General features: G+C 70.2%; 12 protein-coding genes. 9 read left to right on the top strand and 3 right to left on the bottom strand.

From position 1 onward, the window contains the following. Window positions 1-106 precede the first annotated feature (106 nt). The 4 genes from AC07FA_RS10230 to AC07FA_RS10215 all read left to right on the top strand — a co-directional run bounded on the left by AC07FA_RS10230 (window position 107) and on the right by AC07FA_RS10215 (window position 4,637). Window positions 107-1,378 (top strand): aspartate kinase, encoded by a 1,272-nt coding sequence (locus AC07FA_RS10230; RefSeq protein WP_479074476.1) that lies wholly within the window; start codon window positions 107-109, stop codon window positions 1,376-1,378. Further along, window positions 1,375-2,439: an aspartate-semialdehyde dehydrogenase gene (locus AC07FA_RS10225; protein ID WP_479074474.1), complete on the top strand. Its 1,065-nt coding sequence runs from the start codon at window positions 1,375-1,377 to the stop codon at window positions 2,437-2,439. Before AC07FA_RS10230 ends, AC07FA_RS10225 begins: the two co-directional genes overlap by 4 nt. A gap of 357 nt (window positions 2,440-2,796) precedes the next feature. After that, entirely contained in the window at window positions 2,797-3,372 is a 576-nt protein-coding gene (locus AC07FA_RS10220) for a SigE family RNA polymerase sigma factor (RefSeq protein ID WP_479074472.1), read from the top strand. Next, window positions 3,369-4,637 (top strand): hypothetical protein, encoded by a 1,269-nt coding sequence (locus AC07FA_RS10215; protein WP_479074471.1) that lies wholly within the window; start codon window positions 3,369-3,371, stop codon window positions 4,635-4,637. Before AC07FA_RS10220 ends, AC07FA_RS10215 begins: the two co-directional genes overlap by 4 nt. A gap of 82 nt (window positions 4,638-4,719) precedes the next feature. Here AC07FA_RS10215 and AC07FA_RS10210 read toward each other — a convergent pair whose 3' ends face one another. After that, a complete protein-coding gene (locus tag AC07FA_RS10210) occupies window positions 4,720-5,514 on the bottom strand; it encodes an SURF1 family protein (protein WP_479074470.1) in 795 nt (264 codons plus the stop codon). A gap of 82 nt (window positions 5,515-5,596) precedes the next feature. Next, on the bottom strand, window positions 5,597-7,444 hold the full coding sequence (locus tag AC07FA_RS10205; RefSeq protein ID WP_479074469.1) for a S9 family peptidase: 1,848 nt from the start codon (window positions 7,442-7,444) through the stop codon (window positions 5,597-5,599). Window positions 7,445-7,531: 87 nt separating this feature from the next. Between AC07FA_RS10205 and AC07FA_RS10200 the strand changes: the two genes are divergently transcribed. Then, window positions 7,532-8,368: a class I SAM-dependent methyltransferase gene (locus AC07FA_RS10200; protein WP_479074467.1), complete on the top strand. Its 837-nt coding sequence runs from the start codon at window positions 7,532-7,534 to the stop codon at window positions 8,366-8,368. A gap of 123 nt (window positions 8,369-8,491) precedes the next feature. Here AC07FA_RS10200 and AC07FA_RS10195 read toward each other — a convergent pair whose 3' ends face one another. Beyond that, a complete protein-coding gene (locus AC07FA_RS10195) occupies window positions 8,492-9,286 on the bottom strand; it encodes an SGNH/GDSL hydrolase family protein (RefSeq protein ID WP_479074466.1) in 795 nt (264 codons plus the stop codon). A gap of 308 nt (window positions 9,287-9,594) precedes the next feature. Here AC07FA_RS10195 and AC07FA_RS10190 point away from each other — a divergent pair, with 308 nt between their 5' ends. The 4 genes from AC07FA_RS10190 (at window position 9,595) to kdpB (ending at window position 14,627) form a co-directional block, all read left to right on the top strand. Next, window positions 9,595-10,500 carry an aminoglycoside phosphotransferase family protein gene (locus AC07FA_RS10190; protein ID WP_479074465.1) on the top strand — a complete coding sequence of 302 codons (906 nt, stop codon included), beginning with the start codon at window positions 9,595-9,597 and terminating at the stop codon, window positions 10,498-10,500. 234 nt (window positions 10,501-10,734) lie between these two features. Continuing rightward, complete coding sequence (gene kdpF / locus AC07FA_RS10185; RefSeq protein WP_479074464.1) at window positions 10,735-10,824, top strand: K(+)-transporting ATPase subunit F; 90 nt, start codon at window positions 10,735-10,737, stop codon at window positions 10,822-10,824. 9 nt (window positions 10,825-10,833) lie between these two features. Continuing rightward, on the top strand, window positions 10,834-12,498 hold the full coding sequence (gene kdpA / locus AC07FA_RS10180; protein ID WP_479074463.1) for a potassium-transporting ATPase subunit KdpA: 1,665 nt from the start codon (window positions 10,834-10,836) through the stop codon (window positions 12,496-12,498). Continuing rightward, window positions 12,495-14,627 carry a potassium-transporting ATPase subunit KdpB gene (gene kdpB, locus AC07FA_RS10175; RefSeq protein ID WP_479074462.1) on the top strand — a complete coding sequence of 711 codons (2,133 nt, stop codon included), beginning with the start codon at window positions 12,495-12,497 and terminating at the stop codon, window positions 14,625-14,627. The genes kdpA and kdpB overlap by 4 nt, the downstream gene beginning before the upstream one ends. The last annotated feature ends 10 nt before the right edge of the window (window positions 14,628-14,637 follow it).

The following is a 14,637-nucleotide window of genomic DNA, read 5'->3' as shown; positions in this document are numbered from 1 at the left end:
GACCACGTGGTGAGCGGGACATCTCACCATCTGGTAAGGACGGGTCGATTCCGGACTGCTCGTTAAACTGAGCCGACCGCACTATTGAATTGAGCGAGGAGCGCACGTGGGCCTTGTCGTGCAGAAGTACGGAGGCTCCTCCGTAGCCGATGCCGAGGGCATCAAGCGCGTCGCCAAGCGAGTCGTCGATGCCAAGAAGAGCGGCAACCAGGTGGTTGTCGTGGTGTCAGCGATGGGCGACACGACGGACGAGTTGATCGATCTCGCCGAGCAGGTTTCCCCGATCCCTGCCGGGCGTGAGTTCGACATGCTGCTGACCGCGGGAGAGCGGATCTCCATGGCGCTGCTGGCCATGGCGATCAAAAACCTGGGCCACGAGGCCCAGTCGTTCACGGGCAGCCAGGCCGGTGTCATCACCGACTCGGTTCACAACAAAGCGCGGATCATCGACGTCACGCCGGGCCGGATTCGTACCGCGCTCGACGAGGGCAACATCGCGATCGTCGCCGGGTTCCAGGGTGTGTCGCAGGACAAGAAGGACATCACCACCCTCGGCCGGGGCGGGTCCGACACCACCGCTGTCGCGCTCGCGGCCGCGCTGGACGCCGGGGTCTGTGAGATCTACACCGATGTGGACGGTGTCTTCACCGCCGACCCGCGGGTCGTGAAGAAGGCCCGGAAGATCGACTGGATCTCCTCCGAGGACATGCTGGAGCTGGCCGCGTCCGGCTCCAAGGTGCTGCTGCACCGCTGCGTCGAGTACGCACGCCGTTACAACATTCCGATCCACGTCCGCTCGTCCTTCTCCGGACTGCGCGGCACCTGGGTCAGCAACGAGCCGCAAGGGGACCAGCAGGTGGAGCACGCGATCATCTCCGGAGTCGCCCACGACATCTCGGAGGCCAAGGTCACCGTCGTCGGCGTCCCCGACAAGCCGGGCGAGGCCGCCGCGATCTTCCGCACCATCGCGAACGCGGAAGTCAACATCGACATGGTGGTGCAGAACGTCTCCGCCGCGTCGACGGGCCTGACGGACATCTCCTTCACGCTCCCGAAGTCCGAGGGCCGCAAGGCCATCGACGCCCTGGAGCGGCAGAAGGGCGCCATCGGCTTCGAGTCGCTGCGGTACGACGACCAGATCGCCAAGATCTCCCTGGTCGGCGCGGGTATGAAGACCAACCCGGGCGTCACCGCAGGCTTCTTCGAGGCTCTCTCCGACGCGGGCGTGAACATCGAGCTGATCTCGACGTCCGAGATCCGCATCTCGGTGGTCACCCGCGCCGACGACGTCAACGAGGCCGTGCGCGCCGTGCACACCGCCTTCGGACTCGACAGCGACTCCGACGAGGCAGTGGTCTACGGAGGCACCGGACGATGACGCACAGCCGCCCATCGCTCGCGGTCGTCGGTGCGACCGGGGTGATCGGCGGCGTCATGCTCCAGATCCTTTCGCAGCACGCGGATGTCTGGGGCGACGTGAAGCTGATCTCCTCGCCGCGTTCGGCCGGCCGCAAGCTGGTCGTCCGCGGTGCGGAGACAGAGGTCCTCGCGCTCGACGAGGACGTGTTCGACGGTGTCGACGTGGCCCTGTTCCTGGTGCCGGACGAGGTGTCCGCCCGGTGGGGGCCGCTCGCCGCGTCCAAGGGCGCCGTGGTCATCGACGACTCGGCCGCCTTCCGCGGGGACGACGACGTGCCGCTGGTCGTTCCCGAGATCAACCCCCATGCCGCCCGGCTCCGGCCGCGCGGCATCGTGGCGTCCCCGCACTGCACGACGCTGTCACTGATCGTCGCGGTCGGTGCCCTGCACGCCGAATTCGGCCTTCAGGAACTGATCGTCTCCTCCTACCAGGCGGTGAGTGGCGCAGGCCGCGAAGGCGTCGCCGCGCTCCGCCAGGAGCTGTCCCTGGTGGCCGGTACGGAGCTGGGCACGCACCCCGGAGACGTACGACGCGCCCTCGGCGACGGCGAGGCGAGCCCCTTCGCCGCTCCCGTGGCGCTGAACGTCGTGCCGTGGGCCGGGACCGATGCCGGAAACGGCTGGTCGTCCGAGGAGATGGCCATCCGCGACGAGTGCCGGAAGGTCCTGGGTCTGCCGGATCTCCGGGTCGCGGCGACCTGCGTGTACGTGCCCGTCGTCGCGACACACTCGATGTCCGTCCACGCGCGCTTCGAGAACGAGGTCGCCGTCGAACGGGCGCACGAGATCCTGGCGACCGCCCCCGGGGTGGTGCTCTTCGACAGCCCGGCGTCCGGTGACTTCCCCACCCCGTCCGATGTCGTGGGCACCGACCCGACCTGGGTCGGGCGCGTGCGGCAGTCGATGGACGACCCGAGAGCGATCGAAATGTTCATCTGCGGCGATAACCTCCGAAAAGGTGCGGCACTGAATGTCGCGCAGATCGCCGAGTCGGTGGCCGCCGAATTTCCCCGGACCTGATCGAGCCGGTTTTGTAGGATCTGTGCGTTCCCTGTGAGCAAGTAGCAGGTCTGAACCTCTTGAGCTGGGACATTGCCGTATCCGACGATGATCTCCTGGCTTTCTGCAACCGCGAGTCGGGCGGCTGCGTCTATGCCGTCACTCTCGTGTGGCGGGGCGCACGTATGGGGCATTCGGGGAAGAGCAGGTACGTATGAGGGCATGTCGCACAGCGCCAAACGCGATGGCGCACGCGTACAACCCTGACGGGGGGAAACGTGTCCAACTGGCGTGGCAGAGGTTCTCGACATCACAGTGGTGGGCCCGTTGCGAGGCGCTTCATTGCGTCCGCTCCGGCGGCCCCGCGCAGCCGGCGGTATGCCGGTGATTGCGCCCATGCCCGCTGCACGTTCCACGCGGCTGCCTTCGCAGCGCGAGGGCGCTGAGGAGACGGTGGCAGCGGGGACCACGGTCGACCACCTCACCGAGACCTATCGCGCCCACTACCGTTCGCTGCTCGGCCTCGCGGCCCTGCTGCTGGACGACACCGCGTCGTGTGAGGACGTGGTGCAGGAGGCGTTCATCCGCGTGCACTCGGCGCGCAATCGGGTACGTGACCCGGAGAAGACGCTCGCGTACCTCCGCCAGACGGTGGTCAACCTCTCCCGCTCCGCACTGCGTCGCCGCATCCTCGGGCTGAAGCTGCTCTCCAAGCCCATGCCGGACATGGCGAGCGCGGAGGAGGGGGCGTACGACCAGCTGGAGCGGGACGCGCTGATCAAGGCGATGAAGGGGCTGCAACGACGCCAGCGAGAGGTGCTGGTGCTGCGCTACTTCGCGGACATGACGGAGGCCCAGGTCGCGGAGACCCTGGGGATATCGCTGGGCTCGGTCAAGGCGTACGGATCCCGAGGCATCGCGGCGCTGCGCGTCGTGATGGAGGCGCAGGCATGAGTGGCCCCGAGCACAGGCGTGAGAGCGACCGGACTGGAAACGGAATTGTGAACCACGGGTCGGAGAACACACCGGACGCCCACCCGGACGGTGCCGAGGACCGGGGCCAGGCCCAAGGTCAGGCTCCGGACCAGGGCCGAACTCCCGACCAGGAACCGGAGCTTGAACCGGTCCCCGAAACCGCCCCCGAACCGGCCCCCGAACCGGAAATGGAACGGGAACGGGACGCGGAGCCCGAGTGGGACGGGGCGCACGCCCAGGACGCGGCAGCCGACCTCGACGAACTCGCCCTGCGCCGCATGCTCCACGGAGCCGTCCAGGACCTCGAACCCTCCAACGGCACCCTCGACCACCTCCACCGCGCCGTGCCCGCCCGGCGCGCGCGGCGCCGGCAGGCGGTCGTCGGATTCGCCGCGGCGGCCCTGCTGCTCGGCACCGCGGTCCCCGCGTTCGTGCACGTCGCGAGTTCGGACGGCGCCACCGGAGCCAACCCCGCCATCGCCGGTCACGGCGAGCAGGCCCAGGGCGGCAGCGGGGAGGAGTCGGGCGAGGAGCCCGGCGACGACAAGGACCCGGGGCCCGCCGACGAGGTGACCGATAGCGGCAAGGGCGACCCCGATGTCTCCGCCTCCCCCTCCTCGGACACCGACGACGTTCCCGACCCCCAGGGCATCGGCGGCGTCGCCGACACCCCGCGCTCCGAGGTGGCCGCCATGCCCAGCTGCGGCCCCGGCCAGCTGGGTGTCGTATCGGCCGAGTCGGGTGCCGCGGGCGCCGACGGCACGGTGTACGGCACGTTCCGGATCTCCAACGTGTCCGGTGAGGAATGCTCGGTGAGCGGCAACGGCTCGGTGGGCGTGCAGGCGATGGGCGCGGCCGACCCGCTCAAGGTCCAGGTCGTCCAGCACACCGCCGGTGACCCCGCGGCCGGACTGCCCGATCCCTCGCTGGAGCCCGGCACGGTGATGCTGAAGCCGGCCATGGCGTACGAGGTGCGGTTCGCCTGGGTGCCGTCGGAGACCTGTCCGACGACCGGCACCTCGCCCAGCCCCACCCCGACGGACGCCGTCGGCGGCTCCACGAGCGAAGGGGCGGCCTCGACGGGCACGGAAGCACAGTTCGGCAGCGAGGACGGCGGGACCGCGGACGGCAGCGTCGCGGTGTCGCACACCTCGGAGGCGGGGTCCCCGACGGCGCAGACGACGATCTCCGACGCCTGCGCGGGCACGATCTACCGCACAGGAGTGCTCGCGGTGTCCCAGTAAGGGCGAGGCGGGATGTGAGGAGGGGGAGGGCCCGCACGCGGGCCCTCCCCCTCCTCACATCCCGTTCGACGCCGGAGGCTCGTCAGTCGGCGTCGGCCGCGAGCCCCAGCTCGACATCGCGCGCCGCCTCGGCCTCACGCCGCAGCAGCCGGAACCACATGAAGAGCACGAAGCCGCCGAAGACGAACCACTCACCCGTGTAGCCGAGGTTCTGGAACGCCTTCAGGTCGAGCCCGCTGCCCTGCGGCGCCTCGGCGGGCACCGGCTTCAGCGCGCCACCCGTGGCGCCCTTGCCGTCCGAACCCGCCTCAGGCTTCTGGAGCGTGACCCAGGCGTCGTACACGTCGTACGGCACGAGGTTCACGAGCGACGCGGCGCTGATCATGCCGAGCTGGCCCTCGGGCAGCCCGCCCTCGGAGTGGACGCCGTCCGTGCCCGCGTTCTCGGACGCCTGGAGATCGCCGGTCACCGTGACCTGGCCGGCCGGTGCGGCAGGCACCTCGGTGCGGCCCGCGGTGCCGGGCAGCCACCCGCGTACGACCGGCAGGGCCTTGCCGCTGTCGGTACGGAGCAGGTTGAGGACGTAGAAGCCGTTACGGCCGTCCAGCTCGCGGCCGGGTACGAGGAACTGCTCGGCGTACGTCCCGGTGGCGGTGGCGGGGCTGCCGGACGTCACCTTGTCGACCGGCAGCAGGGAGTCCAGGGGCTTGGCGGCCCGCGTACTCGGATCGGGCCGCTTCTCGGCCTCCTCGTGCGTCTGCACGCGATCCTCGAAGCGGCCGAGCTGCCAGGTGCCCATGAACACGCAGAACGGTATGGCCAGCACGACGAAGAGGTTGATCCCCCACCATCGCGGGGTCAGCAGGAACCGGTACACCCCTCCACGGTACGGTCCCCGCTCCCGCCGGTCCGGAGCGGGGCCCTCAGTCGCCGCTGCCGTCCGGCCACCCGCTTTGTCCTCAATCGTCGGACGGGCTCGATTTCAGGTGCCTGAGCGCGAAGTCCAGCTCCAGCCGCACCTGCTTGATCCGCTCCTCCACGACGAGCGAGCCGTGCCCCGCGTCGTACCGGTACACCTCGTGCACCGCGCCGCGGGCCTTCAGACGGTCCACGTAGTTCTCCACCTGGCGGATGGGGCAGCGCGGATCGTTGACGCCCGCGGAGATGTAGACGGGGGCGCGCACCGCGTCGACGTACGTGAGCGGGGAAGACGCCTCGAAGCGCTCGGGCACCTCCTCCGGCGTGCCGCCCATCAGCGTGCGGTCCATCGCCTTCAGGGCCTCCATCTCGTCGTGGTAGGCCGTGACGTAGTCGGCGACCGGAACGGCCGCCAGGCCCAGGGCCCAGGAGTCCGGCTGCGTACCGAGACCGAGCAGGGTCAGGTAGCCGCCCCAGGAACCGCCCGCCAGGACCAGCCGGGCCGGGTCGGCAAGGCCGGACTTCACCGCCCAGTCGCGGACGGCCGCGATGTCCTCCAGCTCGATGAGCCCGACCCGGTGCTTGAGCGCGTCCGTCCAGGCACGGCCGTAGCCGGTCGATCCGCGGTAGTTGACCCGTACGACGGCGAAACCGTGGTCCACCCAGGCCGCCGGGCCGGACGCGAACGCGTCGCTGTCGTGCCAGGTCGGGCCGCCGTGGATCTCGAACACGGTCGGGAACGGGCCGTCCCCGGTGGCGGGCCGCTGCACGAGGGCGTGGATACGGCCGCCGGGGCCCTCCACCCACGCGTCCTCGACGGGCACCGACGCCGGTGCCTGGGCGCCCGGCGGGTCGAGGACCACGGCGCCGGTCGTGGACCGGACGACGGGCGGTCGCGCGGCCGATGACCAGAGGTACTCCACGGTGCCGTCCGGCCGGGCCGTCGCGCCCGACACCGAGCCGGCCGGGGTCTCCACCCGGACCAGCTCCTTCGCACCGGGCTCGTACCGCCACAGCTCGCTGCGGGCCTCGAAGCTGTGCTCGACGAGGAGCGCCGAGCCGTCCGGATACCACTCGGCGCCCACGTCACCCGGGAGGTCGATCGGCAGATGCGTCTCGGTCCCCGCGACCGGGTCCCAGATCATCGGCTCCCAGCGGCCCCTGCGCTGGTGCCCGACGAGGAGCCTGGTGTCACCGGCCACGGGGGAGAAGCCCAGGACGGCGAGGCCGAGCTCCTTCGTGCCGCCCTCGGTGTCGTCCAGCTCGGCGACCGTCGGCGCCGCCCCGCCGTCCTCGGTGCCGGGGGCGCCCTGCCACCGCACCACCCGCAGCGCGGAGTGCATCGCGTCCCCGTGCTCCGTGTGCTCCAGGGCGATCAGAGTGCCGTCGTGGGAGAGGTCTCCGACCCCGGCGGACTCCCGGTGCCGGTAGATCTCGACGGGGGCGTCCGAGGGGCGTACGACATGGATCGTCGTGCCCTCCTCGTCGGTGGAGCGGCCGATCACCGCCGTACCGTCCCGGCCGATGGCGAGACCGGCGGGGTAGGAGGGTTCGAGCCCCGGGGCGGCGGGCTCGTCCTCCCCCTGGGCGCCGTCGAAGGGCTGCCGCATCCACACACCGAACTCGTCGCCGTCGGTATCGCTGAACCACCAGATGGCCGAGCCGTCCGGCGTCAGCAGACCGTCGGTCGTCCCGTTGGGCCGGTCGGTCACCTGGCGCTGCCGCCCGCTCGCACGGTCCCAGGCGTAGAGCTCATACGTCCCGGTGGCGTTGGAGACGAACAGTGAGCGGTCAGGGGCGTCCTCGGCCCAGTCGGGCAGGGACACGCGGGGCGCGCGGAATCGCTGCTCCCACTCCGGCGTGGACGAGACGTTCTGTGTGTCGCTCATGCCACCATCCAACCCGATCGCGCGCACGGCCGAGCGGCCTGTGGATAACTGTTCGCGCCGTCCCCCGCCTGTGGGTAACTTTCGGGCATGCATGCACCGACTCCGGACGACTGGCACGACGCCAACCGCGCGCGGTGGGACGAGCGCGTGGCGATACACGCGGCGAGCGACTTCTACGACCTCGACGCGTTCCGCGCGGGGAAGGACGCGCTGCGCGACTTCGAGCTCGCCGAGGTCGGTGACGTCACCGGGAAGTCGTTGCTGCACCTTCAGTGCCACATCGGGCTCGACACCCTCTCCTGGGCCCGGCACGGCGCCGCGCACGTGGTCGGTCTCGACTTCTCCGAGCCCGCCGTGGAGACCGCCCGCGGTCTGGCCCGCTCCCTCGGTCTCACCCCGGAGCGCGCGGCCTTCGTCGCCGCAGATGTGTACGACGCGGCGGAGGCCGTCCCCGATTCCTCGTACGACATCGTCTACACGGGCGTCGGCGCGCTGAACTGGCTGCCCGACATCGAGCGCTGGGCGGAGACCGCCGCCTCGCTCGTCGCCCCCGGCGGCTTCCTCTACCTCGCGGAGTTCCATCCGCTCACCGACGCGCTGGACGACGCGACGGGCTCCCGGGTCACGTACGACTACTTCAGCCGTGAGGCATGGGTGGACGAAACGCCGGGCACGTACACCGACTTCGACGCGCCGACGATCCACAACCGAAGCGTCGAGTGGCAGCATCCGGTGGGCGAGGTCGTCTCGGCGCTGGCCTCGGCCGGGCTGCGGATCGAGCTGCTGCACGAGCACGACGCCTCGCTCTTCGCGCGCTTCGCCGCACTGGAGCGGCAGGGTGACGGCTACTACCGCTTCCCGGCCGACCGCCCGCGTATCCCCCTGATGTACTCGGTCAAGGCGTCCCGCCCGCTCCACGGCTGAGCCCTCGGGGGTCACGGCGATGCGGCGGCCCTCCGGAGCGGACTCCGGTGGACCGCCGCATCTGTGGGGAAGGACCCCGTGGGGCGGAACCCTGTGCGTGACGCGGCGGGTGGAACCCGTGCGTTACGCGGCCGAGCGGAAGGCCGGCAGATATCCGCCCGCCTGCCCCGTGGCCTTGGGGTGGTACGAGTTGTAGACCGGGATCGAGACGCTGTGGATCCAGGCGTCACCGGAGCACAGCTCGTGTCCGGTGAACTCGTCCACCACGCTGGAGAAGGTGAATCCGGCATCGGCGGCCCGCTTGGCGAGGACGCCGTTCAGGATGTCCGACGCCCTGTTGATCGCACCGCGCTCGGTCTCGGTGAGCCCGGCGATGCAGCTGCCGGAGAGCTTGTAGAAGCGCGGATAGCCCAGCACCACCACACGCGCCTGCGGAGCCCGTGAACGGATGCCGCTGTAGAGCGAGTCGAGGCGCGCCGGCAGCACGTTCTCCACCTGGGAGACCGCCGCGTTCACGCTGTTCAGACAGGTGGCCTCGCTCGACAGGACACAGTCCGTCATCACGTCGGCGAACCCGACGTCGTTGCCGCCCGCGGTCACGCTGACGAGCGCCGTCGAGGAACTCAGCGCCCCCAGCTGGCCGCTGGAGACCGAACTCGTCGTCGCCCCCGAGCAGGCGACGAAGGCGAACGACGAGGGGGAGTTCGCCGCGGCCCATAGGTACGGATACGCGTTGGTGCTGCGCCGGCAGTCACCGCTGTCGGAGAGGTAACTCCCGGCGCCGACACCGGAGGAGTAGGAGTCGCCGAGAGCGACGTAACCACCGGCGGCCGCCGAGGCCGGCGTGGCGGCGCCCAGCGCGGCGACGGCGGCGAGAGCGAGCGTGGAGAGGGATGCCCAGATTCTTCGTACTGACATGGCTGCCAGCCCTTCGAAGTGTGGGGGATGGGGGGGATTTGGTGGGGCGCCCCAGTTTTTAGCAGCTCCGGGTACTCGCCGGTAATGCCCGCGCAAGAAGTCGTCTGATATGCCCGAATGATCGTTCGGTAGTCGAAGCTCCGCGCGTAGATAAACCTCGAATGCCCCCTGAAATAAAGGCCGTTGGGGCGTTTCGGTGGGTAAATCATTTGAACGGCCGCTGTGGTGGTCAGTACCGTTCCCCGCCGGGCGGGGCCGGTCTGGATGCCCGCCGCGTACGGCCGCGTACAGCCGAGGAAGGTCCCTGCATGACGGGCACGAAGATGCACGCCGACGAAGTCGACATCGACGCCACGCTGGTCGGCCGGCTGATCGCCGCGCAGTTCCCGCGGTGGGCGCATCTCCCCGTCACCACCATCCGCTCCGCGGGCACCGACAACGCCATGTACCGGCTGGGCGAGGACATGGCCGTACGTCTGCCGCGCGTTCCCGGCGCGGCGGGCCAGGTCGCCAAGGAGCAGTGCTGGCTGCCCCGCCTCGCCCCGCACCTCCCGCTGCCCGTGCCGGTCCCGCTCGGCCTGGGCGAACCGGGTGAGGAGTTCGGGATGCCGTGGTCGGTCTACGGCTGGCTGGACGGCGAGAACGTCTACGACTCACCCCTCACCGACGAGCCGGACGCGGCCGTCCGGCTGGGCCGTTTCGTGGCCGCCCTGCGCACGGTCGACGCGAGCGGAGGACCGGCGGGCTTCCGCGGCGGGCCGGTGAGTACCCGCGATACGGACGTCCGCACCGCGATCCGCGAGCTGGGGGCGGACGGCGCCGTGGACGCGGACCTCGTGACGGCGGCATGGGAGGCGGCTCTGCGGCTCCCCCAGTGGGAGGGCGAGCCCGTCTGGCTCCACGGCGATCTGTTGCCGGGCAACCTGCTGGCCCGGGACGGGCGTCTCGCGGCCGTCATCGACTTCGGAGGGCTCGGCACCGGCGACCCCGCCTGCGACACGATGGCCGCCTGGACCCTGTTCTCCACGAGCTCCCGGGGCCTGTTCCGCGAGGCCGTCGAGGTGGACGACGCGACGTGGGCGCGGGGCAGGAGCTGGGCGCTGACCTTCGGCCTCGTGGCGTACCGCTACTACCGCGTCACGAACCCGGTACTGGCCGCCGTCGCCCGACGCGCGGTGGGCGAGGCACTGGACGACTTCCGGCGCGTGGGCTGACCGGCCGGCCCCCGCCCGCGCGGCTCCCCGCCGTAGGGGATGCGTCAAGAGCGTCCCCCGACTCGTATGGGACCCGTTAACGGGAGCCGCCACCCCCCTGAGAAGGCGTTTCCTCGGAATGTCCGAGAATCCGTTCTTCACTCAGGAGCTCACGATGGCCGATGTGGCCTTCGTCGTCACCACGATCGCGGTCTTCGCGCTGGTGGCCTTCATCGCCCGAGGGGTGGCGAAGCTGTGACCGCCGAGAACGTCGTCGGCCTCGTCGTGGCCGCCGCCCTGCTGGGCTACCTCGTGCTGGCCCTCATCAAGCCGGAGAGGTTCTGAGCCCCGGCCATGAGTCCTGTCCTCTCCGGAGCGCTCCAGCTCCTCGCCCTGATCGTCGCGCTGGGGCTGGCGTACCGCCCGCTCGGCGACCACATGGCCCGTACGTACTCCTCCGACAGGCATCTGCGTGTCGAGAAGTGGATGTACAAGGCCATCGGCGCCGACCCCACCACCGAGATGCGCTGGCCCGCCTATCTGCGCGGCGTCCTCGCCTTCTCCGCGGTGAGCGTCCTCTTCCTCTACCTGATGCAGCGCGTGCAGGGTTCGCTGCCCGGCTCGCTCGGCTTCTCCTCGATCGACCCGGACCAGGCGTTCAACACCGCCGCCTCGTTCGTCGCGAACACCAACTGGCAGTCCTACTACGGCGAACAGGCCATGGGTCACGTCGTGCAGACCGGCGGCATCGCGGTGCAGAACTTCGTGTCCGCCGCGGTGGGCATGGCGGTCGCCATCGCCCTCGTACGGGGCTTCGCGCGCGCTCACACCGGTGAACTCGGCAACTTCTGGTCCGACCTGGTGCGCGGCACCGTCCGCATCCTGCTCCCGGTCTCCGTGATCGGCGCGATCGTCCTGGTCGCGTGCGGCGCCATCCAGAACTTCTCCGGCATCCACGAGGTCGGCCAGTTCATGGGCGGCTCGCAGCAGTGGAACGGCGGCGCGGTCGCCTCGCAGGAGGCCATCAAGGAGCTGGGCACGAACGGCGGCGGCTACTTCAACGCCAACTCCGCCCACCCCTTCGAGAACCCCACCCCCCTCTCGAATCTCTTCGAGATCTTCCTGATCCTGCTCATCCCGTTCGCGCTGACCCGCACCTTCGGCACGCTGGTCGGCAGCGTCAGGCAGGGGTACGCGATCCTCGCCACGATGGCCACCCTCTGGATCGGCTTCAGCCTCCTGATGCTGTGGACCGAGTCCGCGCACCACGGACCGGCCTTCGACCTCGCGGGCGCCGCGATGGAGGGCAAGGAGACCCGCTTCGGGATCGCCGGCTCGTCGGTCTTCGCGGTGGCCACCACGCTCACCTCCACCGGCGCGGTGAACTCGTTCCACTCCTCGTACACCGGCTTCGGCGGCGGCATCACGATGCTGGGCATGCAGCTCGGCGAGATCGCCCCGGGCGGTGTCGGCTCCGGTCTGTACGGAATGCTGATCATGGCGGTCATCGCGGTGTTCATCGCCGGGCTGATGGTCGGCCGCACCCCGGAATACCTGGGCAGGAAGATCGGCACCCGGCAGATCACGTTCGCCGCCTGCTACATCCTCGTCACCCCGGCACTGGTCCTCGGCTTCACCGCCGCGGCGATGGCCCTGGACACCCCGGGCCACTCGATGACCAACTCCGGTGCGCACGGCTTCTCCGAGATCCTGTACGCGTACACCTCGGGCGCCAACAACAACGGATCGGCCTTCGCCGGACTGAACGCCGACACGCAGTGGTTCAACAGCACGATCGGTATCGCGATGCTGCTGGGCCGCTTCCTGCCGATGGTGTTCGTGCTGGCGCTCGCCGGATCGCTGGCCGAACAGAGCCCGGTCCCCGAGACGGCGGGCACGCTGCGCACGCAGAAGCCGCTGTTCACGGGCCTCCTGATCGGCACCATCATGATCATCACCGGTCTGACCTACTTCCCGGCGCTCGCGCTGGGACCGCTCGCCGAAGGGCTCGCGTCATGAGCACCAGTACGCCGACCGTCACCCCCAGCACGCCGACCGCCACCCCCGCCGGGGCGCCGCGCCAGGGCGCTCCCACCGGCCGTACGCCCCGGAGCGGCGGGGTGGGCGGGGGTCTGTTCGACCCCAGGACGCTCATCAGGGCGTTCCCGGACGCGCTGCGCAAGCTCGACCCCCGGGTCATGGTCAAGTCCCCCGTCATGTTCGTGGTGCTGATCGGATCGGTCCTCACGACGGTCTTCGCCGTCAGGGAGCCGGGCGACTGGTTCGGCTGGGCGATCACCGGCTGGCTGTGGCTGACGACGGTCTTCGCCAACCTCGCCGAGGCCGTGGCCGAGGGCCGCGGCAAGGCGCAGGCCGACACGCTCCGAAGGGCCAAGACGGACACGGTCGCCCGCAGGCTCGTCGGTACGCGTGAGGAGAGGGTCCCCGGCACCGACCTGCGCGTCGGTGACCTCGTGCTCTGTGAGGCCGGCGACATCATCCCCGGCGACGGTGACGTCGTCGAGGGCGTGGCCTCGGTCGACGAGTCGGCGATCACCGGCGAATCGGCGCCGGTCATACGGGAGTCGGGCGGCGACCGCAGCGCTGTCACGGGCGGTACGAAGGTGCTGTCGGACCGGATCGTCGTCACGATCACCACGAAGCCCGGCGAGACCTTCATCGACCGGATGATCAACCTGGTCGAGGGCGCCGCCCGGCAGAAGACCCCCAACGAGATCGCGCTCAACATCCTGCTCGCGTCCCTCACGATCGTCTTCCTGCTCGCGGTCGTCACGCTCCAGCCGTTCGCCACGTACGCCGGCGCCCGGCAGTCGATGACCGTGCTCACCGCGCTGCTGGTCTGCCTCATCCCGACGACGATCGGTGCGCTGCTCTCGGCGATCGGCATCGCGGGCATGGACCGGCTGGTCCAGCGCAACGTCCTGGCGATGTCCGGGCGCGCGGTCGAGGCCGCGGGCGATGTCTCCACGCTGCTGCTCGACAAGACCGGCACCATCACCCTCGGCAACCGACAGGCATCCGCGTTCGTACCGGTCGCGGGCACGACCGAGGCGGAACTCGCGGACGCCGCCCAGCTCTCCTCGCTGGCTGACGAGACGCCCGAGGGCCGCTCGGTCGTGGTCCTGGCGACGGAGGCGTACGGACTGCGGGAGCGCCACCGCGGCGAACTGGCGCAGGCCCGTTGGGTGGCCTTCACCGCCCGGACCCGTATGTCGGGTGTGGACGTCGACGGACGCAAGGTCCGTAAGGGCGCGACCGGTTCGGTACTGGCGTGGGTGAAGGAGCGGGGCGGCCGCGTCTCCGAGGACGCGCAGGCGCTCGCGGACCGTATCTCCGAGGCCGGCGGCACACCGCTGCTGGTGGCGTCCGAGGACGGGGAGGGCGCCCGGGTCCTGGGAGTCATCCACCTCAAGGACGTGGTGAAGGAGGGCATGCGGGAGCGGTTCGACGAACTGCGGCGCATGGGCATCAAGACGGTCATGATCACGGGCGACAACCCGCTGACCGCGAAGGCCATCGCCGAGGAGGCGGGGGTCGACGACTTCCTCGCCGAGGCGACGCCCGAGGACAAGATGGCCCTCATCAAGCGGGAGCAGGCGGGCGGCAAGCTCGTCGCGATGACGGGCGACGGTACGAACGACGCGCCGGCGCTCGCTCAGGCGGACGTCGGAGTGGCCATGAACACCGGCACATCGGCCGCCAAGGAGGCCGGGAACATGGTGGACCTGGACTCCGACCCGACCAAGCTCATCGAGATCGTCGAGATCGGCAAACAGCTCCTCATCACCCGGGGAGCGTTGACGACCTTCTCGATCGCCAACGACGTCGCGAAGTACTTCGCGATCATCCCGGCGATGTTCGCGGTCGTGTACCCGGGCCTGGACAAGCTCAACATCATGGACCTGGCCTCGCCGGAGTCGGCGATCCTGTCCGCCGTCATCTTCAACGCGCTGATCATCATCGCGCTGGTGCCGCTGGCGCTCAGAGGAGTCCGGTACCGGCCCACCGGCGCCGACAGGATGCTCCGCCGCAACCTCGGAATCTACGGACTCGGCGGCCTGGTCGCCCCGTTCGTCGGCATCAAGGCCATCGACCTCGTCATCTCCCTCTTCCCCGGGCTGCGTTGATTCAGGAGCG

Source organism: Streptomyces sp. NPDC045968 (assembly GCF_056430475.1).
Note: the sequence above shows the minus strand (reverse complement) of the source record. Positions and strands in the feature narration are given on the sequence as shown.

Excerpts from the sequence above, each read along its gene's own strand:
- AC07FA_RS10225 (WP_479074474.1), top strand. The coding sequence starts at position 1,375 with ATGACGCACAGCCGCCCATCGCTCGCGGTCGTCGGTGCGACCGGGGTG.
- AC07FA_RS10220 (WP_479074472.1), top strand. The coding sequence starts at position 2,797 with ATGCCGGTGATTGCGCCCATGCCCGCTGCACGTTCCACGCGGCTGCCT.
- AC07FA_RS10215 (WP_479074471.1), top strand. The coding sequence starts at position 3,369 with ATGAGTGGCCCCGAGCACAGGCGTGAGAGCGACCGGACTGGAAACGGA.
- AC07FA_RS10205 (WP_479074469.1), bottom strand. The coding sequence starts at position 7,444 with ATGAGCGACACACAGAACGTCTCGTCCACGCCGGAGTGGGAGCAGCGA.
- AC07FA_RS10200 (WP_479074467.1), top strand. The coding sequence starts at position 7,532 with ATGCATGCACCGACTCCGGACGACTGGCACGACGCCAACCGCGCGCGG.
- AC07FA_RS10195 (WP_479074466.1), bottom strand. The coding sequence starts at position 9,286 with ATGTCAGTACGAAGAATCTGGGCATCCCTCTCCACGCTCGCTCTCGCC.
- AC07FA_RS10190 (WP_479074465.1), top strand. The coding sequence starts at position 9,595 with ATGACGGGCACGAAGATGCACGCCGACGAAGTCGACATCGACGCCACG.
- kdpA (WP_479074463.1), top strand. The coding sequence starts at position 10,834 with ATGAGTCCTGTCCTCTCCGGAGCGCTCCAGCTCCTCGCCCTGATCGTC.
- kdpB (WP_479074462.1), top strand. The coding sequence starts at position 12,495 with ATGAGCACCAGTACGCCGACCGTCACCCCCAGCACGCCGACCGCCACC.